This window comes from Salmonella sp. SAL-020, assembly GCF_017372215.1.
GTDB classification, from domain to species: Bacteria; Pseudomonadota; Gammaproteobacteria; order Enterobacterales; family Enterobacteriaceae; genus Salmonella; species Salmonella enterica.
In genome coordinates, this window is the sequence record NZ_CP071690.1 from 3,046,004 (window position 1) to 3,071,400 (window position 25,397).

General features: G+C 51.6%; 22 protein-coding genes and 1 pseudogene. 15 read left to right on the top strand and 8 right to left on the bottom strand.

Features of this window, described 5'->3' with window-relative positions; genetic code table 11:
- The first annotated feature begins 247 nt into the window (after positions 1–247).
- Entirely contained in the window at positions 248–1,147 is a 900-nt protein-coding gene (locus J1G48_RS14945; RefSeq protein ID WP_000576953.1) for a glycyl-radical enzyme activating protein, read from the top strand.
- A 5-nt stretch (positions 1,148–1,152) separates the two neighbouring features.
- A complete protein-coding gene (locus J1G48_RS14950; protein ID WP_000192661.1) occupies positions 1,153–3,585 on the top strand; it encodes a glycyl radical protein in 2,433 nt (810 codons plus the stop codon).
- Between the two features lie 77 nt (positions 3,586–3,662).
- Here J1G48_RS14950 and J1G48_RS14955 read toward each other — a convergent pair whose 3' ends face one another.
- Positions 3,663–4,472: a Cof-type HAD-IIB family hydrolase gene (locus J1G48_RS14955; protein ID WP_000217902.1), complete on the bottom strand. Its 810-nt coding sequence runs from the start codon at positions 4,470–4,472 to the stop codon at positions 3,663–3,665.
- Between the two features lie 261 nt (positions 4,473–4,733).
- Between J1G48_RS14955 and J1G48_RS14960 the strand changes: the two genes are divergently transcribed.
- Together J1G48_RS14960 and J1G48_RS14965 are read left to right on the top strand one after the other, a co-directional pair.
- Positions 4,734–5,999, top strand: a complete 1,266-nt coding sequence (locus J1G48_RS14960; protein ID WP_000210957.1) for a DUF1479 domain-containing protein — start codon at positions 4,734–4,736, stop codon at positions 5,997–5,999.
- 195 nt (positions 6,000–6,194) lie between these two features.
- A pseudogene (locus J1G48_RS14965) lies at positions 6,195–6,923 on the top strand (Cof-type HAD-IIB family hydrolase); the annotation flags it as partial.
- A gap of 28 nt (positions 6,924–6,951) precedes the next feature.
- Here J1G48_RS14965 and J1G48_RS14970 read toward each other — a convergent pair.
- Positions 6,952–7,695, bottom strand: a complete 744-nt coding sequence (locus tag J1G48_RS14970; RefSeq protein WP_024137505.1) for a DUF4261 domain-containing protein — start codon at positions 7,693–7,695, stop codon at positions 6,952–6,954.
- Positions 7,696–8,094: 399 nt separating this feature from the next.
- Positions 8,095–9,687 (bottom strand): ABC-F family ATPase, encoded by a 1,593-nt coding sequence (locus tag J1G48_RS14975; RefSeq protein WP_000961479.1) that lies wholly within the window; start codon positions 9,685–9,687, stop codon positions 8,095–8,097.
- A gap of 218 nt (positions 9,688–9,905) precedes the next feature.
- Here J1G48_RS14975 and ldtB point away from each other — a divergent pair, with 218 nt between their 5' ends.
- A complete protein-coding gene (gene ldtB, locus J1G48_RS14980; RefSeq protein ID WP_001056404.1) occupies positions 9,906–10,826 on the top strand; it encodes a L,D-transpeptidase in 921 nt (306 codons plus the stop codon).
- 43 nt (positions 10,827–10,869) lie between these two features.
- On the opposite strand, the gene J1G48_RS14985 is transcribed toward ldtB, so the two are convergent.
- Both J1G48_RS14985 and mntR read right to left on the bottom strand, forming a co-directional pair.
- Positions 10,870–11,982, bottom strand: a complete 1,113-nt coding sequence (locus tag J1G48_RS14985; protein WP_001046521.1) for an anion transporter — start codon at positions 11,980–11,982, stop codon at positions 10,870–10,872.
- Entirely contained in the window at positions 11,979–12,452 is a 474-nt protein-coding gene (gene mntR / locus J1G48_RS14990) for a manganese-binding transcriptional regulator MntR (protein WP_000533542.1), read from the bottom strand. The genes J1G48_RS14985 and mntR overlap by 4 nt, the downstream gene beginning before the upstream one ends.
- A 185-nt stretch (positions 12,453–12,637) precedes the next feature.
- On the opposite strand from mntR, the gene mntS reads away from it, so the two are divergent.
- Together mntS and J1G48_RS15000 are read left to right on the top strand one after the other, a co-directional pair.
- Positions 12,638–12,766 carry a manganase accumulation protein MntS gene (mntS, locus tag J1G48_RS14995; protein WP_001670439.1) on the top strand — a complete coding sequence of 43 codons (129 nt, stop codon included), beginning with the start codon at positions 12,638–12,640 and terminating at the stop codon, positions 12,764–12,766.
- Between the two features lie 264 nt (positions 12,767–13,030).
- Entirely contained in the window at positions 13,031–14,611 is a 1,581-nt protein-coding gene (locus J1G48_RS15000; protein WP_001089322.1) for a phosphoethanolamine transferase, read from the top strand.
- A gap of 62 nt (positions 14,612–14,673) precedes the next feature.
- On the opposite strand, the gene ompX is transcribed toward J1G48_RS15000, so the two are convergent.
- Positions 14,674–15,189: an outer membrane protein OmpX gene (gene ompX / locus J1G48_RS15005; protein ID WP_000716763.1), complete on the bottom strand. Its 516-nt coding sequence runs from the start codon at positions 15,187–15,189 to the stop codon at positions 14,674–14,676.
- A gap of 352 nt (positions 15,190–15,541) precedes the next feature.
- Between ompX and rhtA the strand changes: the two genes are divergently transcribed.
- The 6 genes from rhtA to ybiO all read left to right on the top strand — a co-directional run bounded on the left by rhtA (position 15,542) and on the right by ybiO (position 22,321).
- Positions 15,542–16,429 (top strand): threonine/homoserine exporter RhtA, encoded by an 888-nt coding sequence (gene rhtA, locus J1G48_RS15010; protein WP_001119554.1) that lies wholly within the window; start codon positions 15,542–15,544, stop codon positions 16,427–16,429.
- Between the two features lie 302 nt (positions 16,430–16,731).
- Entirely contained in the window at positions 16,732–17,235 is a 504-nt protein-coding gene (gene dps, locus J1G48_RS15015; RefSeq protein ID WP_000100805.1) for a DNA starvation/stationary phase protection protein Dps, read from the top strand.
- 476 nt (positions 17,236–17,711) lie between these two features.
- The gene (gene glnH, locus J1G48_RS15020; RefSeq protein WP_000838671.1) at positions 17,712–18,458 is read left to right on the top strand and encodes a glutamine ABC transporter substrate-binding protein GlnH; all 747 of its coding nucleotides are present in this window, start codon (positions 17,712–17,714) and stop codon (positions 18,456–18,458) included.
- A gap of 143 nt (positions 18,459–18,601) precedes the next feature.
- On the top strand, positions 18,602–19,261 hold the full coding sequence (gene glnP / locus J1G48_RS15025) for a glutamine ABC transporter permease GlnP (RefSeq protein WP_001159076.1): 660 nt from the start codon (positions 18,602–18,604) through the stop codon (positions 19,259–19,261).
- Positions 19,258–19,980: a glutamine ABC transporter ATP-binding protein GlnQ gene (glnQ, locus tag J1G48_RS15030; RefSeq protein ID WP_000569093.1), complete on the top strand. Its 723-nt coding sequence runs from the start codon at positions 19,258–19,260 to the stop codon at positions 19,978–19,980. The genes glnP and glnQ overlap by 4 nt, the downstream gene beginning before the upstream one ends.
- A 118-nt stretch (positions 19,981–20,098) precedes the next feature.
- Entirely contained in the window at positions 20,099–22,321 is a 2,223-nt protein-coding gene (ybiO, locus tag J1G48_RS15035; RefSeq protein WP_001267701.1) for a mechanosensitive channel protein, read from the top strand.
- On the opposite strand, the gene rlmF is transcribed toward ybiO, so the two are convergent.
- Positions 22,318–23,244, bottom strand: coding sequence for a 23S rRNA (adenine(1618)-N(6))-methyltransferase RlmF (rlmF, locus tag J1G48_RS15040; RefSeq protein ID WP_001275962.1), 927 nt, complete (start codon positions 23,242–23,244; stop codon positions 22,318–22,320). The two genes, ybiO and rlmF, sit on opposite strands and share 4 nt — an antisense overlap.
- A 204-nt stretch (positions 23,245–23,448) precedes the next feature.
- Here rlmF and J1G48_RS15045 point away from each other — a divergent pair, with 204 nt between their 5' ends.
- Both J1G48_RS15045 and ybiJ read left to right on the top strand, forming a co-directional pair.
- Positions 23,449–23,715, top strand: coding sequence for a DksA/TraR family C4-type zinc finger protein (locus J1G48_RS15045; RefSeq protein WP_000146332.1), 267 nt, complete (start codon positions 23,449–23,451; stop codon positions 23,713–23,715).
- Between the two features lie 284 nt (positions 23,716–23,999).
- The gene (gene ybiJ / locus J1G48_RS15050) at positions 24,000–24,260 is read left to right on the top strand and encodes a DUF1471 family protein YbiJ (protein WP_000849089.1); all 261 of its coding nucleotides are present in this window, start codon (positions 24,000–24,002) and stop codon (positions 24,258–24,260) included.
- 155 nt (positions 24,261–24,415) lie between these two features.
- On the opposite strand, the gene ybiB is transcribed toward ybiJ, so the two are convergent.
- Positions 24,416–25,390, bottom strand: a complete 975-nt coding sequence (gene ybiB / locus J1G48_RS15055) for a DNA-binding protein YbiB (protein ID WP_000386476.1) — start codon at positions 25,388–25,390, stop codon at positions 24,416–24,418.
- Between the last annotated feature and the right edge of the window lie 7 nt (positions 25,391–25,397).

Here is a 25,397-nt window from a genome sequence, read left to right on the forward strand (position 1 = left end):
GTTTATGGCCGTGCTGTATCAACAGATAATTACTGCCATCAGACGAAAAGCCAGCTTACCCAAGCTCCGACTGACGATCGGCTCAAGCAGCGCGGCATCATCTTAAACGCCATATCACAGCCTCAAACCGTGATGTTGTACCTCATTTAACGCCTCTTTGTCAGAACCTCTCCATTCGTTGACGCACATCAAGATAACTTTCATTCGAAAGTAATTTAATCTTTATATGAAATAAGAGAGGCCGTTTATGATCTTCAATATTCAGCGCTATTCTACCCACGATGGCCCCGGTATCCGTACCGTAGTATTTCTCAAAGGCTGTTCGTTGGGCTGTCGCTGGTGCCAGAACCCGGAAAGCCGCGCCCGCGCTCAGGATCTGTTATACGACGCGCGGCTGTGTCTCGAAGGATGCGACCTGTGCGCGCAAGCCGCGCCGGACGTCATTGAGCGCGCGCTAAACGGCCTGCTCATCCATCGCGAGAAACTGACCGACGCCCATTTTTCAGTCCTGGCGCATTGCTGCCCCACACAGGCGTTAACCGTGTGCGGCGAAATAAAAAGCGTGGATGAGATCATGGCGACGGTACTGCGCGATAAACCTTTTTACGATCGCAGCGGCGGCGGTCTGACGCTTTCCGGCGGCGAACCGTTTATGCAGCCGGAGCTGGCGGCAGAGCTGTTTAAAGCCAGCCATGACGCCGGTATTCATACGGCGGTTGAGACCTGTCTGCATGTTCCATGGAAATACATTGCGCCCTCACTGCCTTATATCGATCTGTTTCTGGCTGATTTGAAGCATGTCGCCGACGGGCCGTTTAAGCAGTGGACCGATGGCAGCGCCTCGCGGGTGTTGGAAAATCTCAGGAAACTCGCCGCCGCGGGCAAAAAAATGGTGATTCGCGTCCCGCTGATTCAGGGATTTAATGCCGATGAGGAGGCCATTAAAGCCATTACCGACTTTGCCGCCGACGAACTGCACGTCGGGGAAATTCATTTTCTGCCCTACCACACGCTGGGCATTAATAAATACCACTTACTCAGTCAGCCCTATCATGCCCCGGATAAACCACTGGATGCGCCGGCGTTACTTGATTTTGCCCAGAAGTACGCCTGCCAAAAAGGTTTAACCGCGACCCTACGAGGATAATTATCATGACCCAACTGAAACTGGACACGCTCAGTGACCGCATTAAGGCGCACAAAACCGCGCTGGTACATATCGTGAAACCGCCGGTCTGTACCGAGCGCGCGCAACATTATACCGAAATGTATCAGCAACATCTGGATAAACCGATTCCGGTACGCCGCGCGCTGGCGCTGGCCCATCACCTGGCGGAACGCACTATCTGGATAAAACACGATGAACTGATCGTCGGCAACCAGGCAAGTGAAGTCCGCGCCGCGCCGATTTTCCCGGAATATACCGTCTCGTGGATTGAAAAAGAGATCGACGACCTGGCAGACCGGCCCGGCGCAGGTTTTTCCGTAAGTGAAGAAAACAAACGTATTCTGCACGACGTCTGTCCGTGGTGGCGCGGTCAAACCGTCCAGGATCGCTGCTACGGCATGTTTACCGATGAACAAAAAGGGCTTCTGGCGACTGGCATTATCAAAGCCGAAGGCAATATGACCTCCGGTGACGCGCACCTGGCGGTGAACTTCCCGCTGCTGCTGGAAAAAGGGCTTGATGGCCTGCGCGATAAAGTCGCCGAGCGCCGCTCACGCATCAACCTGACCGTGCTGGAAGATCTGCATGGCGAGCAGTTCCTGAAGGCGATTGATATTGTGCTCGACGCGGTAAGCCAGCACATCACGCGCTTTGCCGCGCTGGCGCGCCAGATGGCGGGCGAAGAGTCCCGTGAAAGCCGTCGTAAAGAGCTACTTACCATCGCCGAAAACTGCGAGGTGATCGCCCACCAACCGCCGCAGACCTTCTGGCAAGCACTGCAATTGTGCTACTTCATCCAGCTGATTCTACAAATTGAGTCTAACGGTCACTCGGTGTCATTTGGTCGTATGGACCAGTATCTTTACCCCTATTATCGTCGCGATGTAGAACTAAACCAGACGCTGGATCGTGAGCACGCCATTGAACTGCTGCACAGCTGCTGGCTGAAACTGCTGGAAGTAAACAAGATCCGCTCCGGTTCGCACTCTAAAGCTTCCGCAGGCAGCCCGCTGTATCAAAACGTCACCATTGGCGGTCAGAATCTCATCAACGGTCAGCCAATGGACGCAGTGAATCCGCTGTCTTACGCCATTCTGGAGTCCTGTGGACGTCTGCGTTCTACCCAGCCCAACCTCAGTGTGCGTTATCACGCCGGAATGAGTAACGATTTCCTTGACGCCTGCGTCCAGGTCATCCGCTGCGGCTTTGGGATGCCGGCGTTTAACAATGATGAAATCGTCATCCCGGAATTTATCAAGTTGGGGATCGAACCACAGGACGCTTACGATTACGCGGCGATCGGCTGTATCGAAACCGCCGTCGGCGGGAAATGGGGTTATCGCTGCACCGGCATGAGCTTTATTAACTTCGCCCGCGTCATGCTGGCGGCGCTGGAAGGCGGTCGCGACGCCACCAGCGGCAAGGTATTTCTGCCGCAGGAAAAGGCGCTCTCCGCAGGCAACTTTAACAATTTTGACGAAGTGATGGCCGCCTGGGATACCCAAATTCGCTACTACACGCGCAAATCGATCGAAATTGAGTATGTGGTCGACACCATGCTGGAAGAGAACGTCCACGATATTCTGTGCTCAGCGCTGGTAGATGACTGTATTGAACGCGCGAAGAGTATCAAGCAAGGCGGCGCTAAATATGACTGGGTATCCGGTCTCCAGGTCGGTATCGCCAACCTGGGCAACAGCCTCGCCGCCGTGAAAAAACTGGTCTTCGAACAGGGCGTTATCGGTCAACAGCAGCTTGCCGCCGCGCTGGCCGATGACTTTGACGGGCTGACCCATGAGCAGCTGCGCCAGCGTCTGATTAACGGCGCGCCGAAGTACGGTAACGACGATGACAGTGTCGATACCCTGCTGGCGCGCGCTTATCAGACCTATATTGATGAGCTGAAGCAATACCATAACCCGCGCTACGGTCGTGGCCCTGTGGGCGGCAACTATTACGCCGGTACGTCCTCTATCTCAGCAAACGTGCCATTTGGCGCCGCGACTATGGCTACCCCGGATGGTCGCAAAGCGCATACACCGCTGGCGGAAGGCGCAAGCCCTGCATCAGGTACGGATCATCTCGGCCCGACGGCGGTGATTGGTTCCGTAGGCAAATTACCTACCGGTTCCATTCTCGGCGGCGTGCTGCTCAACCAGAAACTGAACCCAACGACGCTGGAAAACGAATCCGACAAACAGAAACTGATGGTTCTGCTACGGACGTTCTTTGAGGTGCATAAAGGCTGGCATATTCAGTACAACATCGTGTCACGCGAAACGCTGTTGGATGCGAAAAAACATCCAGACCAGTACCGCGATCTGGTCGTGCGTGTGGCAGGCTACTCCGCCTTCTTCACCGCGCTGTCGCCGGATGCGCAGGACGATATCATCGCCCGTACCGAACATATGCTGTAATTTACCCTGGCGCCATCGGCAATATGTCCGAACTGCCTGATGGCGCTACGTTTAATAGGCCTACGCAGTCCTGTTAATCAGAAGGGATCGGTGCCGTCAAGCACGGCCTGAATGACGTTGAGCGCGCCTTGATGGTTATTATCATCAGTGTGATAACGTGAAAGCGCTTTGATATTGTCTGCGGCATTGCCCATGGCAAAAGAGTAATGCGCCATTTTCAACATTTCCGCATCATTACCGCTGTCGCCAATGGCGACGACATTCTGTGGCGACCTGTTCCAGCGCTTTAACAGACGACTGATGCCATTCGCTTTATGCAGTCCCGGGATAATCAGGTCGATAAAACCGAAGCCGCTGGTGACGGGCTTCATGATGCCATCCAGAGATACGTGCAGTTTGTCGATAACCAGCGGAATTTGTTCATCGGGCAAATTCAGGGAGAACTTAAACAGGATATCGTCAATGTCGTGATAATCGTTTACCGGCTGCAGGCGGTGATAATGTTTGGCCATCAGCGCCACGAAAGTCTCGGGAGCGTTTTTGCTGACATAAGCGCTTTTCAGACCGCAGGCGACAAAATTAAGTTGCTTATCCTTCAGCAGTTCGCCAATCACAATACGCGATTCATGTTGGGTTAGCTCCCCGTGAAACAACTGCTTGCCATGTTCATACACCAGCGCGCCATTTTCTGCGACAAAGGAAATTTCGTCTTTCAGCTCGGGGAAGAAGGAGATCAACTGGTAGTACTGATTACCGCTGGCGACTACAAATTCGATATTACGTTTTTTCAGTTCCTGGTATTGCGCCATGAAGCGTACACGATCGTACTGCTTGGCATCGTCGAGAAAAGTGCCGTCCATATCGGTAACGACAACGTTAACGGTCATACTTAAGCTCCTGGCTGTAACTGCGACCAGAAACATTTTAATAACAATGTGAGCAGAACCACAAATTTATTTCGAATGAAAAGTGGCTGAACGAAAGGAATAGCCGCATAAGACATTAAGGCGTCCTGGCCACCTTACGTTTTTCTCTCGCTTCTCTCCTTGTGCGCTCCTGCAATATTTTAAACTTGCATTAACCTTATTTTAACTTAAAGTATCAGATGTAACTAATTTTACTTTCGAACGAAAGATGATGAGGTTGATATGACGACTCCTTTTACCCACGAAACGCTACCCGCCGACCCAAAAGCGGCCATTCGTCAGATGAAGCAGGCGCTACGCGCGCAAATCGGCGACGTACAGGCGGTGTTCGACCGTTTGAGCGCCACCATAGCAGCCCGGGTGGCGGAAATTAACGATCTGAAGGCGCAGGGGCAGCCGGTATGGCCAATTATCCCTTTTAGCGAACTGGCGATGGGCAACATTAGCGATGCCACCCGCGCCGAGGTTAAGCGCCGCGGGTGCGCGGTGATTAAAGGTCATTTTCCACGCGAACAGGCGCTGGCATGGGACCAGTCGATGCTCGACTATCTGGACAAGAACCATTTTGACGAGGTGTATAAAGGACCGGGGGATAATTTTTTCGGTACGCTGAGCGCCTCCCGGCCTGAAATCTATCCTGTCTACTGGTCGCAGGCGCAAATGCAGGCCCGCCAAAGTGAAGAGATGGCGCTGGCGCAGTCGTTCCTCAACCGTCTATGGCAGGTAGAGCACGACGGCAAGCGATGGTTTAATCCGGATATCAGCATCATTTACCCGGATCGCATCCGCCGCCGCCCGCCGGGCACCACATCCAAAGGACTGGGGGCGCATACCGACTCCGGTGCGCTGGAGCGCTGGCTGCTGCCAGCCTATCAGCGGGTATTCGCCAGCGTGTTTAACGGCAACGTCGAGCAGTACGATCCGTGGAATGCGGCACACCGTACCGAAGTTGAAGAGTATACGGTGGATAACACCACCAAATGCTCGGTATTTCGCACCTTCCAGGGCTGGACCGCGCTCTCCGATATGCTGCCCGGTCAGGGGTTGCTTCATGTCGTCCCTATCCCGGAGGCGATGGCATATATTCTGCTGCGCCCGCTGCTGGATGATGTCCCGGAAGATGAATTATGCGGCGTCGCGCCGGGCCGGGTGCTGCCGATTTCTGAACAGTGGCATCCTTTACTGATGGCGGCGTTAACCAGCATTCCGCCGCTGGAAGCCGGGGATTCCGTGTGGTGGCATTGCGATGTCATCCACTCCGTCGCCTCCGTCGAAAATCAGCAGGGCTGGGGCAATGTGATGTACATTCCTGCCGCGCCAATGTGTGAGAAAAATCTGGCCTATGCGCGTAAGGTGAAAGCGGCGCTGGAGACAGGCGCATCACCGGGCGATTTCCCGCGCGAGGACTATGAAACCACCTGGGAAGGGCGCTTCACGCTGCGCGATCTGAATATTCACGGCAAGCGGGCATTAGGTATGGACGTTTGACGGTCGTACCGCCCTTCCCGCTCACCTGCGGTGTGCCCTTTGCCTGGGCGCACCCGTCTTACCGAACCTACGCGCCAGGATACGTAGGCCCGGTAAGCACAGCGCCACCGGGCGTCAGTGTTTAGCTTTCAATCCCTTTACTACGCAAATAATCGTCGTAGTTGCCGCTGAAGTCCACCACGCGCTCCGGCGTAATTTCAGGAACTGAAAAAGCGCGGCATTGAGTTCGTTGTCGCCAGCGGTAATCAGTATTACCAGCTTATTTCGTTCTTTCCTGAGCTAAAGGATGAGATCTCTTTTGTCGCGGAAAACGGCGCACTGGTTTACGAACATGGCAAGCAACTGTTCCACGGCGAACTGACCCGGCATGAATCGCGTATTGTGATTGGCGAGTTGCTGAAAGATAAGCAACTTAATTTTGTCGCCTGCGGTCTGCAAAGTGCATATGTCAGCGAAAATGCGCCAGAAGCATTCGTTACCCTGATGGCAAAACACTACCATCGCCTGAAACCTGTAAAAGATTATCAGGAGATTGATGACGTACAGTTCAAGTTTTCGCTCAACCTACCGGATGAACAAATCCCGTTAGTGATCGACAAACTACACGTTACGCTCGATGGCATTATGAAGCCCGCCACAAGTGGTTTTGACTTTATCGATCTGATTATTCCCGGCCTGCATAAAGCAAACGGTATTTCGCGGTTACTGAAACGCTGGGATCTGTCGCCACAGAATGTCGTCGCCATTGGCGACAGCGGCAATGACGCAGAGATGCTTAAAATGGCGCGTTATTCCTTTGCGATGGACAATGCCGCAGAAAACATTAAATAAATCGCCCGTTACGCTACCGATAATAATAATCATGAAGGCGCACTGAATGTGATTCAGGCTGTGCTGGAAAATAAAGTGCCGTTTACACTTTAACGAGAGTCGGGGCAATTGCCCCGATTTCTCAATGAGCATTACACTCATCTTCTTCAATCAGTTCAACCACTAATGTGGTTCCAGGCCCCTGTAAGTAATATTCATCGTCAAGGGGATCGCGCAGTTTCATAAATGTCGTTTTACCGACTTGCATGGTATGCCCGGCAGCCATTTCTGCTCCACTTTCAAGCAGGTAACGCAGAACATTATTGAAAATATCAGAATATTTTTGCCCTTCGTGATGACCTTGTGCGTGTGCTGCGAAATCTGGTAGCCCAAAGCAATCAGCACCATAGGTACGCATCCATACGCCTTCGATATCCTCAACTTCATATTTCACAAATCCACAAAATAGAGAGGTCAGCGGGAAACCTTCACGCAATATTTCCAGACTATGCTTACCCAACTCCTGAGACTTAAATACCCCCGCAGGTAATGAAGTGTGAGCCGATTCATTTAATACAGCGACAGCCCCCATGCTACTTAATGCACCTGCAACCACAGCCAACGCAACATATTGCTCTAAAGGTGAAGTATCATACCCCTTATAATATAAAATAATATTTGCACTGGTTGCCCGTACTTGCTCTTTTACTTCCTGGGGATAATGAGCTGGCGCGACGCATTGTTCGATTGATTCCTGAGGGTAAGGCGTTTTAAATCCAACCATCGATATTACATGCTTACCCCATCCTGCTAAACCAAAAAAATCCAGTTCAGGGACAAGTTCACACGTTGCCTGTTTCATACTGGAATGATAATTACGCAACAAGCGGGTGAGTTCTTTTGAATTATTTTCCGGGAGAGTATCAAATACAACAACTAAACTTAGTGGGTTATCAATTTCAGCATTCGCTACTAAAACACCTTGTATATTAGATGAGTTTTTTTCTTTACGGCCAAAAAAGCGTTCCAAAATGCTCATATTTATTCCTTTTGTTGAACAATAAAGGAATATAAAATAGCACTTGAATTCTTATAAAGAAAATAACATTACAATATGTTTACCACAAAATATATTCGCAATTTTTATGATAGTTCCTCTTCTTTCATTTAATTTTAAAATCGAATATTAAGAGTATATATAATTTTCACATTGCATTCGGAAAAAATAAAAATTATCTTGTTAACATTCTGTAACCCCGACGCTATCGGGGTTACAGACAATAACTTACTCGATCCCTTTACTACGCAAATAATCGTCGTAGTTGCCGCTGAAGTCCACCACGCGCTCCGGCGTAATTTCAATGACGCGGGTTGCCAGCGAGCTGACGAACTCACGGTCGTGCGAAACAAAGATCAGCGTGCCCTGATACAGCTCCAGCGCCATATTCAGCGATTCGATCGACTCCATATCCAGGTGGTTAGTCGGTTCGTCCATGATCAGGATATTCGGCTTTTGCATCATCAGTTTGCCGAACAGCATACGGCCCTTCTCGCCACCGGAGAGGACTTTCGCAGGCTTTTTGATATCATCCTGGCTAAATAACAGGCGGCCCAGAATACTGCGCACTGCCTGCTCGTCGTCGCCTTCCTGCTTCCACTGACTCATCCATTCAAACACCGTCAGGTCATTTTCGAATTCATATTCGTGGTCCTGCGCGTAGTAACCAATACGCGCGTTTTCCGACCATTTAACGGTGCCGTGATCGGCGTCCAGATCGCCAACCAGCGTCTTCAGCAGCGTAGATTTACCCACGCCATTGGTGCCGAGTACCGCCAGCTTCTCCCCGACTTCGAGCAGCAAATTGACATTTTTAAACAGCGGACCGTTATCAAAACCTTTCGTCAACGCTTCCACTTCCAGAGCGTTACGGAACAGTTTTTTATCCTGCTCAAAACGGATGAACGGGTTCTGACGGCTGGAGGCTTTCACCTCTTCCAGCTTGATTTTATCAATCTGCCGCGCGCGCGACGTTGCCTGACGCGATTTAGAGGCATTGGCGCTAAAACGGCTAACAAAAGATTGCAGCTCGGCAATTTGCGCTTTTTTCTTCGCATTATCGGCCAACAGACGTTCACGCGCCTGGGTCGCCGCCGTCATATACTCATCATAGTTACCCGGATAGACGCGCAAGTCGCCATAATCCAGATCCGCCATATGCGTACAAACCATGTTCAGGAAGTGACGGTCGTGCGAAATGATGATCATCGTGCTGTCGCGCTCGTTCAGCACCTGCTCCAGCCAACGGATAGTATCAATATCCAGGTTGTTGGTCGGTTCGTCGAGCAACAGGATGTCCGGATTAGAGAATAACGCCTGCGCCAGCAGCACACGTAATTTCCAGCCTGGCGCGACTTCACTCATCAGACCGTAATGCTGCTCCAGCGGGATGCCCACCCCCAACAGCAGTTCGCCCGCGCGCGCCTCAGCGGAATAACCGTCCATCTCGCCGTATTTTACTTCCAGATCGGCGACTTTATAGCCGTCTTCTTCGCTCATTTCCGGCAAGGCGTAGATACGGTCGCGCTCCTGCTTGACTTCCCACAGTTCGCCATGCCCCATAATGACAGTATCAAGTACGGTGAATGTTTCAAAAGCGAACTGGTCCTGACGCAGCTTACCGATGCGCTCATTCGGATCGAGGGAAACATTGCCCAGCGTCGGCTCCAGGTCGCCGCCGAGGATTTTCATAAAAGTGGACTTTCCGCTACCGTTGGCGCCGATCAGGCCGTAACGGTTGCCGCCGCCAAATTTGACGGAAATGTTTTCGAACAGCGGCTTACTGCCGAACTGCATGGTAACGTTGCTGGAAACTAACACAGGCTTATCCTGAAAAAAGATGTGACAAACCGCTTATTATGCCACAAGTCTGAAATAAGATCGCGCCCTGTACAAAGGGCTACACTGAACCGTAAGGGAAAAAAACGTGATTTCGTACACATCTGAATTCCCTGTTTACTGGAATGCACCTATAATGCGCTCCCAACATGACAGAATTCTCAACCTACTAGCCTGCTTGGCACAGAATCTCGCATAACATGAATATGAAATTAACAACGCTTTTCGCGGCGGCTTTCGCTGTAGTTGGTTTTTGTAAAACAGCCTCAGCAGTCACTTACCCGCTGCCTACCGATGGTAGCCGTTTAATTGGGCAAAATCAGGTCATCACCGTTCCTGAGGGCAATACCCAGCCGCTGGAGTATTTTGCCGCGGAGTATCAGATGGGGCTGTCCAACATGCTGGAAGCCAACCCGGGCGTGGATACCTTCCTGCCGAAGGGCGGTACCGTGCTGAATATTCCGCAGCAGCTGATCCTGCCGGATACCGTACACGAAGGCATTATCATCAATAGCGCGGAAATGCGCCTCTATTACTACCCGAAAGGCACAAACACCGTTATCGTCCTGCCGATTGGGATCGGTCAGTTAGGTAAAGACACGCCTATCAACTGGACGACCAAAGTTGAACGTAAAAAAGCCGGTCCGACCTGGACGCCTACGGCAAAAATGCACGCTGAATATCGCGCCGCCGGCGAGCCGCTGCCTGCCGTCGTACCTGCGGGCCCGGATAACCCGATGGGCCTGTACGCGCTGTACATCGGTCGCCTGTATGCTATTCACGGCACCAACGCCAACTTCGGCATCGGGCTTCGCGTGAGCCACGGCTGCGTACGTCTGCGCAACGACGATATCAAATTCCTGTTTGAAAATGTGCCGGTCGGTACCCGCGTGCAGTTTATCGATGAACCGGTAAAAGCCACCACCGAGCCGGACGGTAGCCGTTACATTGAGGTGCATAACCCGCTGTCAACGACGGAAGCGCAGTTTGAAGGTAAGGAAGCGGTGCCGATCACGCTTAATAAGAGTATCCTGGCCGTCACCAACGAGCCTGACGTTGATCAGACCGTCGTACAACAGGCAGTTCAGGATCGTTCCGGGATGCCGGTTCGTCTGAACTGACAGACTCTGCCTGCGAAGCCCGATAGACACTATCGGGCTTCTCTTACGGCATCAGTTGCAATAATCCATATCCCACCAGCGCCGCCCATGCCAGCATCGGCAGCGAATAGAAATGAAATCGCCACCAGATTCGGCGATCGTTCGCCATCCGTAAAGCAATAAGATTTGCCAGCGACCCCGGCAGCAGACCAAACCCGCCGATATTCACCGCCCACGCCAGCAACGTCGAGGCCGGTACATAGTTCAGCAGGAGAATGGTACTGGGCACATTACTGATAACCTGCGACAGGCCGATAGCGGTTAGCCAAAGCCCCAGGTGAGACAGTGCGCCAACCTGGTTGAAAACGCCCTGCAACGCCGGCAATTGCGTTAGCAGATGGACATCAATAAACATCGCCATAAATACCAGCAGCAGCGTCCAGTCCACGCTGACTATCACCCTGCGCGCCAGCACAATAAACCCAGCCGCCACCAACACCAGTCCCCATAACTCTTGCCTGAGCTCCAGCGCGGTAAGAAAAACGACATATAATGCCAGGCAACTCCACACCAGACGGGGCTGCCACTGCGGCGAACGCGTACCGGTATGATACTGTAACGCCCTACCCGGAAAACAAAACCAGCACAGGAGCAGTAACGTCAGCATCATCATGACGGCAAGCGGCGCCATTTGCCCGCTAAATTCAGCAAAGGTTAAGCCGGAGCGTCCCCACAACAGAATATTTTGCGGATTACCGACAGGCGTCAGCAGCGAACCGGCGTTCACCGCCAACGCTTCAAAAATAATCAATCGGTTGACCGGAATCGCGCACAGTTTTTTTAACGTTATCGTCAGCGGCACAACGATAAACAGCGCGACATCGTTTGTCAGAAAGGTCGACAGCGCCGCCGCAGCCAGCACCAGGAACATCGCCAGTTGCCGCTCGGTATGAAATCGGCGCGTCATCTTGCGTCCCAGCACATCAAAATAGCCGCTCAGCTCAACGCCTTTAGTGAGCAACATTAACCCACTGAGGGTAATAATGGTGTGCCAGTCAATCGCGCCAGGCCAGGCGCGGGGCGCAAAAGGAACAAACAGGCTTAACGCCATCCCCACAATGATCAACAACTGAAAAAAACGGTCACGCCGCAGCGCCCGTAAAAAGGCCAGATTCATTCTGCAGATGTTCCATGCTGTTGCGTGAAGGCCAAAAAGGCATCCAATGTCTCCTGGCTGACATGGTGTTCCATCCCTTCCGCATCACGACGCGCGATCTCCGGACTTACGCCTAACACCAGTAAAAAATTTTCGACAATTTGGTGCCGCTCGCGGCTTTCCTGCGCCAGCTTCTCCCCTTCCGGCGTCAGAAAAACGCCGCGCCAGGGGATCATTTGAATAAATCCTAACGATGCCAGGCGCTTAAGCATTTTGGCCACAGTTGGCTGGGAGACGCCGAGCCGAGCCGCCATATCCACCTGACGCGCTTCCCCTACCTCAATAATTAAATCGGAAATCAGCTCAACGTAATCGTCTATCAACTCACGGCGATGCGCCTCTCTGACCTGACGAAATCCTTCAACGTGTTCTTCTACGTTCACCAATTGCGTCACTTTTTTTGTTGTTGGCGTACCTGCGCGACGACCCATTTTGCTTCCTCGTTTCTGTGACGCGTTAACGCGTCAGCTGACAGAGCGCTCATTGTAAACCAGAGTTGTCCGGGCACAAAAAATTAACGTTTTAGCAATAGCTATAAAACATAGCCTGTGCTATATCTGTATGTAATGCAGACATCCCTCACGGATCGATGGGATAGAAACATCAGGAGGTTTATATGAACGAATTTAAGAGGTGTATACGCGTGTTCAGTCACTCTCCCTTTAAAGTCCGGTTAATGCTGCTCTCTATGTTGTGCGATATGCTCAACGGCAAACCGGAGCAGGATAACCCTTCCACGAAATAACGCGGCGGTGCGGTACGCCGCTTTATTTTGCATCCTCAACGGAAATGGCGCCCATTTCCCCTGTTTTTTTGTGGTTTTGCTATTCTCTTCGCAAAACATTTTCTTTCCGGCGGTTGACCTTCTTACCCGCACGCTCTATCTTCTGGCAGCCCTGAATATTTTGCGACTCGCCGTTGCGAACCCAATACCTTTTTTACGCATAATCAGGCAGGTAATGACCCTTCGCGCCAGGGTTAGCACATGGCGTTTTTGCAATAGTGGCATATGAATTCAACCCTTATCGATTCACTTCTGGCCCGTCGTCGGGCTGTAAGCCCGTGGGCGGGCCTCTACTTTTTACAGTCGCTGCTGATTAACCTCGCGCTCGGCTACCCCTTTAGCCTGCTTTATACCGCGGCGTTTACCTGCCTGTTGCTGTTGCTCTGGCGCTACCTGCCCCGCGGACAAAAAGCGCTGCTCGGCATCTGTTCGCTGGTAGCCGCTTGCTATTTTCCCTTTGGCCAGGCTTACGGCGCGCCGAACTTTAATACGCTGCTGGCGCTGCACTCCACCAATATGGAAGAGTCGAGCGAAATCCTGACCATCTTCCCGTGGTATAGCTACCTGACCGGACTTTTTATTTTTGCGCTGGGTATTATTGCGCTTCGCCGCCGAAAAGAAGAGGTCAGGCCGCGCTGGAATAGCCTCGACAGCCTGTGCCTGCTGATCAGCGTCGCGGCATTTTTCGTCGCGCCGATACAAAATCTGGCCTGGGGCGGCGTTTTTAAGGTTATTGATACCGGCTATCCGGTTTTTCGCTTCGCCAAAGACGTTATCGTCAATAACAACGAAGTCATTGAAGAGCAGCACCGTATGGCGCAGCTATCCGGCATAAAAGATAGCTGGACGGTTACTGCGGTGAAACCCAGATATCACATCTATGTCGTGGTGATTGGTGAAAGCGCGCGACGGGATGCCATGGGCGCTTTCGGCGGCCACTGGGATAATACCCCCTTCGCCAGCCATGTGAATGGCGACTTCTTTATGGATTACATCGCCGCCAGCGGCTCAACGCAAAAATCGCTCGGTTTAACGCTCAATCGCGTGGTGGTTAACAAACCGCAGTATCAGGATAATTTCGTCACGCTGGCTAACCGCGCCGGTTTTCAGACATGGTGGTTTTCCAATCAGGGGCAAATCGGCGAATACGACACGGCCATCGCCAGTATCGCCAAACGCGCCGATGAAGCGCATTTCCTGAAAAACGGCGATTTTGAAGCGGATAAAAATACTCGCGACGACGCGCTGTTAACCATGACGGCGCAGGTATTGGCGACAGAACGCACGCAACCGCAGTTGATTGTGTTGCATTTAATGGGATCGCATCCCCAGGCCTGCGACCGTACTCAGGGAAAATACGCGACGTTTGTCCAGTCGAAAGAGACGTCTTGTTATTTATACACCATGACGCAAACCGACAATTTGCTCCGTCAGCTCTATACTCAGCTTCGTCATAGCGGCGACAGTTTTTCGCTCGTCTATTTCTCCGATCACGGGCTGGCGTTTAAAGAACGCGGCAAAGCGGTACAGTACCTGGCGCATGACGACAAATTCCAGCAAAACTTCCAGGTGCCGTTTATGGTGCTATCCAGCGACAGTAAAGCGCATCGGATCATTAAAGCTCGCCGTTCCGCGAACGATTTCCTGAGTTTTTTCTCGCAATGGACAGGAATTAGCGCTAAAGAGATCAAAAATCGCTATCGATTTATTTCGGAACAGAAAGCCGGGCCCGTTTATATCACCAATTTCAAATTACAGAAAGTGGACTATAACCATCTGGGCAGCGATATTTTTTCACTAAAATAATGCACGTTTCAGGCAAAAAAAATCCGCCCCGAAAGGCGGATTTTTCATTTTCACCGACGTGATTAGAAGCGGTAACCTACGCCAGCAATCCAGGTGCCAACGTCAACGCTACGAATACGGCTCTGCTCGTAAGAGAAGTCCAGAGCAACATTTTCCATCGGGTTGAATTGCAGACCAGCGCCATAGGAGAAGCCATAATCGCTGGTGTCATGTTTGTAGGTTGGGTAATCGGTCGTCTGGAATTTACCGTAACCCACACCGACTACACCGTAGATGCTCGCCCAATCGTTCAGACGGTAAGCCGGGCCGGCAGTGATGCCGTAGTACTGACCTTTGTTGTAATCGCCCGCACCGTTAGTACGATCTTTTTCGGTGTAGGTGAAGGAACCGATTACGCCCAGCGGGTTGTCGTCCTGCTCGTAACGATACTTCAGGTTGAAACCGCTCATTTTATTCGCTACGCCCTGCGCGTCGCTCTGAGCGTAACCACCGGTAACGGTAGAAGTAGCAGCTACTGCAGTACCTGCGGAAAAAGCCAGAACAGCGGCCAGTGCTGAAAGACATGCAATTTTTTTCATAACCACCTCAAATGTGCTTCAAGTAAGTCCTAAGTTTTAAATATATCAAAAATTAATGGGAAACTCTTTGCGATTCACGGTGTCTAAGGGCGCCTTTCATGTAACAGAACGTTTCCATATCGCGCTATCTTATTCAATTAACATCACTTTTCCGGCTGATTGCACCAATAATGCGCGTGTGGCGCGATACATTCATCCAGATTATTCCTAAACTAACAGTCTATTTATCCATCAATTTAAGTTCATTTTATGGAATCCTGGAAATTTTTTTCAACGAATCCTCAACCGCTCCGGGGAATTTCCATTACACTGCCACCTTTACTCGTACTGACATTTTTTGACAGGAGAAAGGATGCCGGGGTCAACACGTAAACTACCAGTCTGGTTGCCCATTTTGGTTTTGCTCATTGCCATGTCCTCTATTCAGAGTGGCGCTTCACTGGCAAAATCGTTATTTCCTCTTGTCGGCGCGCCGGGCGTAACGGCGCTTCGTCTGGCGTTGGGAACGCTTATCCTTATCGCCTTTTTCAAACCCTGGCGTTTGCGTTTTGCCAAAGAGCAGCGGCTGCCTTTACTGTTTTATGGTCTGTCGCTGGGCGGGATGAACTATCTATTCTATCTGTCGATTCAGACGGTGCCGTTGGGTATTGCGGTCGCGCTGGAATTTACCGGTCCTCTGGCGGTCGCGCTGTTTTCATCCCGGCGGCCGGTAGATTTTATTTGGGTCGTACTGGCTGTGCTTGGGCTCTGGTTCCTGCTGCCATTAGGGCAAGATATGTCTCACGTCGATCTTACCGGGGCCGCGTTGGCGCTCGGCGCTGGCGCCTGTTGGGCTGTCTATATTCTTACCGGCCAGCGAGCAGGCGCGGAACATGGTCCGGCCACGGTGGCGGTAGGCTCGCTGATTGCCGCCATCATTTTCGTGCCGATTGGCGCAGTTCAGGCTGGCGACGCGCTATGGCACTGGTCGATTCTTCCCTTAGGGTTAGCGGTCGCTGTGCTTTCTACGGCGCTGCCTTATTCACTGGAAATGATTGCACTGACGCGCCTGCCAACCCGCACCTTCGGTACGCTGATGAGCATGGAACCCGCGCTGGCCGCCGTTTCCGGGATGATTTTTCTGGGCGAAACGCTTACGGGCATACAAATCCTGGCCCTGTGCGCCATCATTGCCGCCTCAATGGGTTCTACCCTAACGATTCGACGCGAACCGCAAATTAAACAAGTTGACGTAAAATAGTTTCTTATTCTGCATGATGTGCATAATCATGCAGAATATCACCTCGTTATTCACCTTTTATTATTGCGCTATTACTTCGTCATTTTTTGTCATATTTTTTCTCATTTTTTACATTAAAATGAGAATTATTACCCACCAAACAGCAAACTCATCTAACTAATTGATTTTTAATCATAATAAATATTAAATCTTGTCTGTACTATTAAAGTGATAGGTAAATTCAAAAAAGCAAAGTTAAAAACCGGTGCTATACTTATTTTCGTTAATTACCTGGGACACAAACATCAAGAGGATATGAGATTATGAGTACCGCTAAACTGGTAAAAACAAAAGCGTCTAATCTGCTTTATACCCGTAACGATGTATCAGAGAGCGATAAAAAAGCGACGGTTGAGTTGCTTAATCGTCAGGTGATCCAGTTCATTGACCTGTCGCTGATCACGAAACAGGCCCACTGGAACATGCGCGGTGCTAACTTTATTGCCGTTCATGAGATGCTGGATGGCTTCCGTACCGCACTGACCGATCATCTGGATACTATGGCCGAGCGTGCCGTACAGCTTGGCGGTGTGGCGTTAGGCACCACGCAAGTTATCAACAGCAAAACTCCACTGAAAAGCTATCCGCTCGACATCCATAACGTGCAGGATCACTTAAAAGAACTGGCCGATCGCTACGCTGTTGTCGCTAATGATGTTCGCAAAGCTATTGGTGAAGCCAAAGATGAAGACACTGCCGATATCTTTACCGCCGCATCACGCGACCTCGATAAATTCCTGTGGTTTATCGAATCCAACATCGAATAAATCTATCTCTACCCTGAATACTTCGAGTTGCAGGAAGGTACAAACGCAGCGAATCCGCAGAAGCCTGACTTCCGTCGGTCACTGAAGCGAACGCACCTGCAACTTGATGTACACAGGTATATAAGTCATCCCTATACCCCTGCCTGGCACAGGGGTTTTGCACTTAAATAGTGCACACGTCTTGTACTCCCCTCCGACAAAAGTGAATTATTTGTAATAATTACATCACACAATCGTTAATTAAAGATTGTTTTAACAACGATTTTTACGCTAAATAGACCCTGTATCTCTACTTTGTTATTCATGCACTAAATCAGTGCCCCAAAACGGTGCGGCGTACTGGTTTTGCCCGACTTATTGTGCACAGGAATGTTTCACGCTTCTGTTAAAACAATGAGTTACATAATTGGCATGATTTTTTCATTACGCTACATGTTCTCGCAGGGGATCGCCCCGTGGATAGAAAAGGAAATGCTATGAAGTCTCTATTAAAAGTTTCACTGGCTGCACTTACCCTGGCTTTTGCGGTGTCTTCGCACGCCGCGGATAAGAAACTCGTTGTGGCAACCGATACGGCGTTCGTTCCGTTTGAATTTAAACAGGGCGACAAATACGTCGGTTTTGATGTTGATCTGTGGGACGCTATCGCGAAAGAACTGAAGCTGGACTACACCCTGAAACCGATGGATTTCAGCGGCATTATTCCGGCATTACAAACCAAAAATATCGATCTGGCGCTGGCGGGTATTACGATTACGGACGAGCGTAAAAAAGCGATCGACTTTTCCGATGGCTATTACAAAAGCGGTCTGCTCGTGATGGTGAAAGCCAACAATAACGATATTAAAAGCGTTAAAGACCTCGATGGCAAAGTCGTTGCCGTGAAGAGCGGAACCGGGTCGGTGGATTACGCGAAAGCGAATATCAAAACCAAAGACCTGCGTCAGTTCCCGAACATTGATAACGCGTACATGGAATTAGGCACCAACCGCGCAGACGCCGTTCTGCACGATACGCCGAACATCCTGTACTTTATCAAAACCGCAGGCAACGGCCAGTTCAAGGCGGTAGGCGAATCGCTGGAAGCACAGCAATACGGAGTTGCCTTCCCGAAAGGCAGCGATGAACTGCGCGAGAAAGTCAACGGCGCGCTGAAAACGCTGCGTGAGAATGGCACCTATAACGAAATCTACAAAAAATGGTTCGGTACAGAACCTAAATAAAACGACCTGATGTTGGCTTGTGGCCCGGTAGTGAGGACGCTCACCGGGCCTACAGCTCTTTCCGTGACGGATAAGACACTTTCCGCCATTTCCGCGCCGGATAGAGCATTTGACTATTTACACCACGGTAACAGGAACGACATATGCAGTTTGACTGGAGCGCCATCTGGCCCGCCATTCCGCTTTTGCTTGAGGGCGCTAAAATGACCCTGTGGATCTCGGTCCTCGGTCTGGCTGGCGGCCTGGTTATTGGACTGGCGGCAGGTTTTGCCCGTACGTTTGGCGGCTGGTTCGCCAACCACATCGCCCTGGTTTTCATTGAAATTATTCGCGGCACGCCCATCGTTGTCCAGGTCATGTTTATCTACTTTGCCCTGCCGATGGCATTTAATGATTTGCGTATTGATCCGTTCAGCGCAGCGGTCGTGACAATTATGATTAACTCCGGCGCTTATATCGCGGAAATTACTCGTGGCGCAGTACTATCCATTCACAAAGGTTTTCGCGAAGCGGGTCTGGCGCTGGGCCTTTCTCGCCGGGAAACCATCCGCCATGTTATTTTACCGCTTGCTCTGCGCCGTATGCTGCCGCCGCTGGGCAATCAGTGGATCATTAGCATCAAAGACACCTCGTTGTTTATTGTTATCGGCGTAGCCGAGCTGACCCGTCAGGGCCAGGAAATTATTGCCGGTAACTTTCGCGCCCTGGAAATCTGGAGCGCCGTGGCCGTCTTCTATTTGATCATTACGCTGGTGCTGAGCTTTATTTTGCGTCGTCTTGAAAGAAGGATGAAAATCCTGTGATTGAATTTAAAAACGTCTCCAAGCACTTTGGCCCCACCCAGGTGCTACATAACATTGATTTAAACATCCGTCAGGGCGAAGTGGTTGTGATTATCGGCCCTTCCGGTTCGGGTAAATCCACGTTATTACGCTGTATCAATAAACTGGAAGAGATCACCTCCGGTGATCTGATTGTCGATGGTCTGAAAGTCAACGATCCTAAAGTAGACGAACGGCTGATTCGCCAGGAAGCCGGCATGGTGTTTCAACAGTTTTATCTGTTCCCGCATCTGACCGCGCTCGAAAACGTAATGTTCGGTCCTCTGCGCGTGCGCGGCGTAAAGAAAGAAGAAGCGGAAAAACAGGCGAAAGCTCTGTTAGCGAAAGTTGGACTGGCGGAACGGGCGCATCACTACCCCTCCGAGCTTTCCGGCGGTCAACAACAGCGCGTCGCCATTGCCCGAGCGCTGGCAGTGAAGCCGAAAATGATGCTCTTTGACGAGCCAACCTCCGCTCTGGACCCTGAACTGCGCCATGAAGTGCTGAAAGTCATGCAGGATCTGGCGGAAGAAGGCATGACCATGGTCATTGTCACTCACGAAATCGGCTTTGCCGAAAAAGTCGCCTCACGGCTGATTTTCATCGATAAAGGCCGTATTGCCGAAGATGGCAGTCCGCAGGCGTTGATCGAAAACCCGCCAAGCCCACGTTTACAGGAATTTTTACAGCACGTCTCCTGAGATATCGCCCTTCCAGCCCTGCGGCAGGAAGGGCATCATGGAATAGTCCCATTTCATTTTCCCTCCCCTGCGCCATCTATACTTAGTGTTTTGCGTCTCTTTTCTCACTGGAGGAGTCATGCGGTGGACCCTGTTCATCCTTTTTTGTCTACTGGGCGCACCTGCCCATGCGGTCGCCATACCCGGCGTGACCACGGGGACATCAACCAGCCAGCAAGCAGCGCCAGAGCCCAGTCCTGAACAAAAAAAAGCGGCCTATGCGGCCCTGGCTGACGTACTGGAGAACGAGGCTTCACGTAACGAATTGATAGCGCAACTCCGCGAAGCCTCAACCACGCCGCCGACCGAGCCAGCGCCAGCGCTTGCGCCGCCTGCGGCCAAAGATGAGAAAACGGTACTGGAGAACGTCACCACCGTTACCCGTCAGTACGGCGATGCTTTCGCTACCCGTTTCGCCCAGCTTTATCGCAACATCACCGATGCGCCGCACAAGCCGTTTAACTCGCAAACCTTCACCAACGCGTTAACCCACTTTTTATTTCTGGCCGTCGCGGTATTTGGTTTTTATAGCGTGATACGGCTTTGCGCCCTGCCGTTATATCGAAAAATGGGCCTGTGGGCACGCAAGAAAAACCGTGAACGCAGCAACTGGTTACAGCTCCCGGCGATGATCGTCGGCGCGTTTATTATCGACCTCCTGCTACTGGCGCTCACCTTATTTATCGGTCAGATGCTCAGTGATAATTTCCATGCGGGAAGTCGAACTATCGCTTTTCAGCAAAGCCTGTTCCTGAATGCCTTCGCGCTAATAGAGTTCTTTAAAGCGATTCTGCGGCTTATTTTTTGCCCTAATGTACCGGAGTTACGCCCATTCGCGATTCAGGATGCGACAGCGCGTTACTGGAATCGCCGTATGAGTTCCCTTAGCAGCTTGATTGGCTACGGGCTGATTGTTGCCGTTCCGATTATTTCCAACCAGGTGAATGTTCAGGTTGGCGCGATGGCTAATGTGGCGATCATGCTCTGCATCACCATCTGGGCGCTGTACCTGATCTTTAAAAACAAAGCGGAGATTACGCAACATTTATTAAGTCTGGCGGAACGATCATTAGCCTTTTTTAGCCTGTTTATCCGCGCCTTTGCGCTGGTGTGGCACTGGCTGGCCAGCGCTTACTTTATCGTGCTGTTTTTCTTCTCGTTATTCGACCCAGGCAATAGCCTGAAGTTTATGATGGGCGCGACCGTGCGCAGTCTGGCGATTATTGGCATCGCCGCGTTTATCTCCGGTATGTTTACCCGCTGGATAGCGAAAACCATCACCCTGTCGCCCCATACGCAGCGCAACTACCCGGAATTACAAAAGCGGCTTAACGGCTGGCTCTCCTCAGCGCTAAAAGTCGCACGCTTTTTGACCGTCTGCGTCGCCGTTATGCTGTTGCTCAACGCCTGGGGGCTATTCGATTTCTGGCACTGGCTACATTATGGCGCGGGGGAAAAGATGGTCGATATCCTTATCCGTATCGCGTTAATCTTATTCTTCTCCGCCGTGGGATGGACGATCCTCGCCAGTCTGATTGAGAATCGTCTGGCCTCCGATATTCATGGCCGCCCGCTACCCAGCGCCCGCACGCGCACGCTGCTGACGCTGTTCCGCAATGCGCTGGCAGTGATTATCAGTACCATAACCATCATGATCGTGTTATCGGAAATCGGCGTCAATATCGCGCCATTGCTGGCTGGCGCGGGGGCGTTAGGTCTGGCTATCTCTTTCGGTTCGCAAACCTTGGTGAAAGATATTATTACCGGCGTCTTTATTCAGTTTGAAAACGGGATGAATACCGGCGACTTAGTCACCATAGGCCCGCTGACGGGGACGGTCGAAAGAATGTCGATTCGTTCCGTCGGCGTGCGGCAGGATACCGGGGCATACCATATTATCCCGTGGTCCTCGATCACCACTTTCGCCAACTTTGTGCGCGGTATCGGCTCAGTTGTCGCCAACTATGACGTGGATCGCCATGAGGATGCGGATAAAGCGAATCAGGCGCTGAAAGACGCGGTAACGGCGCTGATGGAGACGGAGGATATTCGCGGGCTGATTATCGGCGAACCCACGTTCGCCGGTATTGTCGGTTTAACGAACACGGCGTTTACTTTACGCGTATCGTTCACCACCCTACCGCTCAAGCAGTGGACGGTGCGTTTTGCCCTTGATAGCCAGGTGAAAAAGCATTTTGATCTGGCTAATGTGCGCGCGCCGGTGCAAACGTATCAGGTTCTGCCCGCCCCCGCCGGCGGCCCGCCGCCTGATTCACTGCCGCCGCGCGAACCGACGATTTAGCGTTTACGGGTGATAAAACGGCGACGCTGGTCGTCATCCATAAAGGTCCAGGCGATAAAGCGGCTTTGCTTTTGCCCCTGGGCCATCTCTTTTTTCACCACTTTCACCGCGCCAGCCTCCGTCAACGCCCGGTAAAGCGGTGGTAAATTCTCGCCGCGCGACACCAACGTCGTAAACCACAACACCTGACGGCGGAAGGATTGGCTTTCAGCAATCATTTTTTTAATAAAGGCGACTTCGCCGCCTTCACACCATAGCTCCTGCTGTTGACCGCCAAAGTTCAGCGCATCATCTTTATTCTGCCCCAAATTGCGGCGCTTACGCTCGCTGCCCGCGCGGGCTGCGGCGGCGGAGTCGTGAAAAGGCGGGTTACAAAGCGTTGCGTCATAAAATTCATTTTTATGAATAATACCGGTAAAAATGGCCGCCGGATCTTTTTGCCGACGCAGACGAATGGCGCGGCTTAACCCCGTATTAGCCTGAATGATAGCCTGCGCGCTGGACATCGCTGCGTCGCTGACTTCACTACCGGTAAATCGCCAGCCATATTCATGTACGCCGATAAGCGGATAAATACAATTGGCGCCCACCCCCACGTCCAGAATAGTTGCCTGCGCCGGAATACTCCCTGTCGTTTCGCCAAGCAGATCCGCCAGATGATGGATATAATCCGCACGACCAGGCACCGGCGGACATAAAAACCCTGGCGGAATGTCCCAGTGTGTAACGGCATAAAAATGCGCCAGCAACGCCTTATTGAGCGCTTTTACCGCTTGCGGATTAGCAAAATCAACGCTCTGTTCACCGGCGGGCGTGCGGATAAGAAAGGACGTCAATTCCGGCGTGGTCTGACACAGTGCGGCGAGATCATAACGGTGTTGGTGGCGGTTGCGCGGGTGTAACCCCGGTTTCTGGGCGGACATGGCATTCTCCTTTTAGCAGCGGCGTAAGATACCCGTATAACGCCACGGGGTAAATATACCACCGCGAATTCCCTGCCTCGCTCGTTTGATCGGATATCTGAATGACATTGGTTCTGCTCATGGTCTGAAAAGATCGCGCGATGCGATTTTTTCACCTGACGGCGCTACACTTAACCTCAGGTACCCTAAAATCAGGAGAGCGTGATGGCATCCGGCTGGGCAAATGACGACGCAGTGAATGAACAAATCAACAATACCATTGAAGATGCCGTTGCCCGCGCTCGCGGCGAACTTCCCCACGGCGAAAGTCGCGATGAATGCGAATCGTGCGGCGACCCTATCCCTGAAGCGCGGCGTAAAGCCGTACCGGGCGTTCGGTTATGCATATCCTGCCAGCAGGAGAAAGATTTACATAACGCAACATTTTCAGGATATAATCGCAGAGGTTCAAAAGACAGCCAGTTACGCTGACTTTTCTTTACCGAAACCGCCAGTATCATCCATTCCTTTACGCTCATGCTTTTTAGCGTTCTGCGTCGCAGAATGTGCCGTTAACCTCGACTCTGTAAAGCCAGATGACAAGAACGGTAAATTCCACCGTTGAATTAATTAATAATCAATAGGTTATTTGTCATTCAAAAATTTTGAGCAAGGCCGTCAATTCTATTCGATTTTATCTTTCGCAAAAAACCGTGATACTCATCACATCGACGGAACATCGTCCCATAAACAGAATAACCTGCGAGAGATTAATCATGAAAACCATTAAATATGCTGTTGCAGCCATCGCGCTTTCCACCCTTTCTTTTGGCGCTTTTGCCGCAGAACCGGTTAGCGCGTCTCAGACGCAAAACCTGCATAAAATCGGCGTAGTGTCTGCCGATGGCGCCACCACGCTGGATGGCCTGGAAGCTAAACTGGCTGAAAAAGCCGCCGCTGCTGGCGCAAGCGCTTATAACATCACCTCCGCCGTGGGTAATGACAAAATGAGCGGCACTGCGGTGATTTATAAATAATTTACCTGCCCGCCAGATTTCAGGCTGTAACATCGCTGTTGTTTGAATTCTGACGGGTATTACCCTCGTCTGTTTGCCAACAGACCCACTGCTCCAACCCTCATTAACCCTGTTTGTTACCCTTATTTGCCCGTCCGTCACTGGACGGGCTTTTTTTATTCGCTAAAAGCCTGTTCGACGCGCGCAAGCCCGTCTTCTAACGTCGCCGCCTCTCTCGTCGCAACCAGACAACAGGCCATTTGCGTTTTTAATGATTGCGGCACCGGCTCATGGCCGGCAAGGCAGCGCTCAATCCAGCGCGCGGTGATTTCAGGATCTTTAGTCGCAGGCAGTGAAAGCGGCTCGTCGTGCGTGTCGCTCTGACGCTCATGCAGTACCTGCACGCCGCGGCTATCAATCAGGCTGATTTGCGGACAGCGTTGCGGGTTGGCATAGACTTCGCCTTCGGTACCATGCATCAGCAAAGCCCGCCCGCCAATGCGGCTAAAAAAGGTCGCCACACGCGGAACATATTCAGGATGAGAAACGCTTGATAAACGCAGCGCGGCATCCTCAGCAAATGGCGTCGCCAGCTTGGCCAGTGAATGCGCGCTGTTACGCACGCCCATCCGCCAGCGCATCGCCAGCTGTTTTTCCAGCGGCGGGCAGAGCGCGCTCACCGGGATAAACACCGGCTGGCGCCCGTCCAGTTTGGCCTGCGCTTGTCCACCGTGTAGGGTGGGGATAATCCCCATCAGCTCAAATATAGTTTCCGTCAGTACGCGGGTCGGATCTTCACTGACGCCGTGTACTACGACTGGGAAGCCCAATTTATGCAGCAGGATAGCCAGCAGCGGCGTTAAATTCGCCTGTTTACGCGCGCCGTTATAGCTGGGAATAACGACCGGCAACGGCCTATCTGCGGGCGGTGTCAGTTTGATGGTATGATTCTGCATGGCCTCATAAAAGCCCAGCATTTCGGCTTCGCCTTCGCCTTTAATACGCAGCGCCATCAATATACTGCCCATTTCCAGGTCGGGGATGTCGCCATTCAGCATTCGGGTATACAAACCGCGCGCGGTATCCAGATCCAGATCGCGGGCGTGATTTTTACCTCGCCCGATCTCTTTGATGATCTTGCGATAATCCATTGAAAGC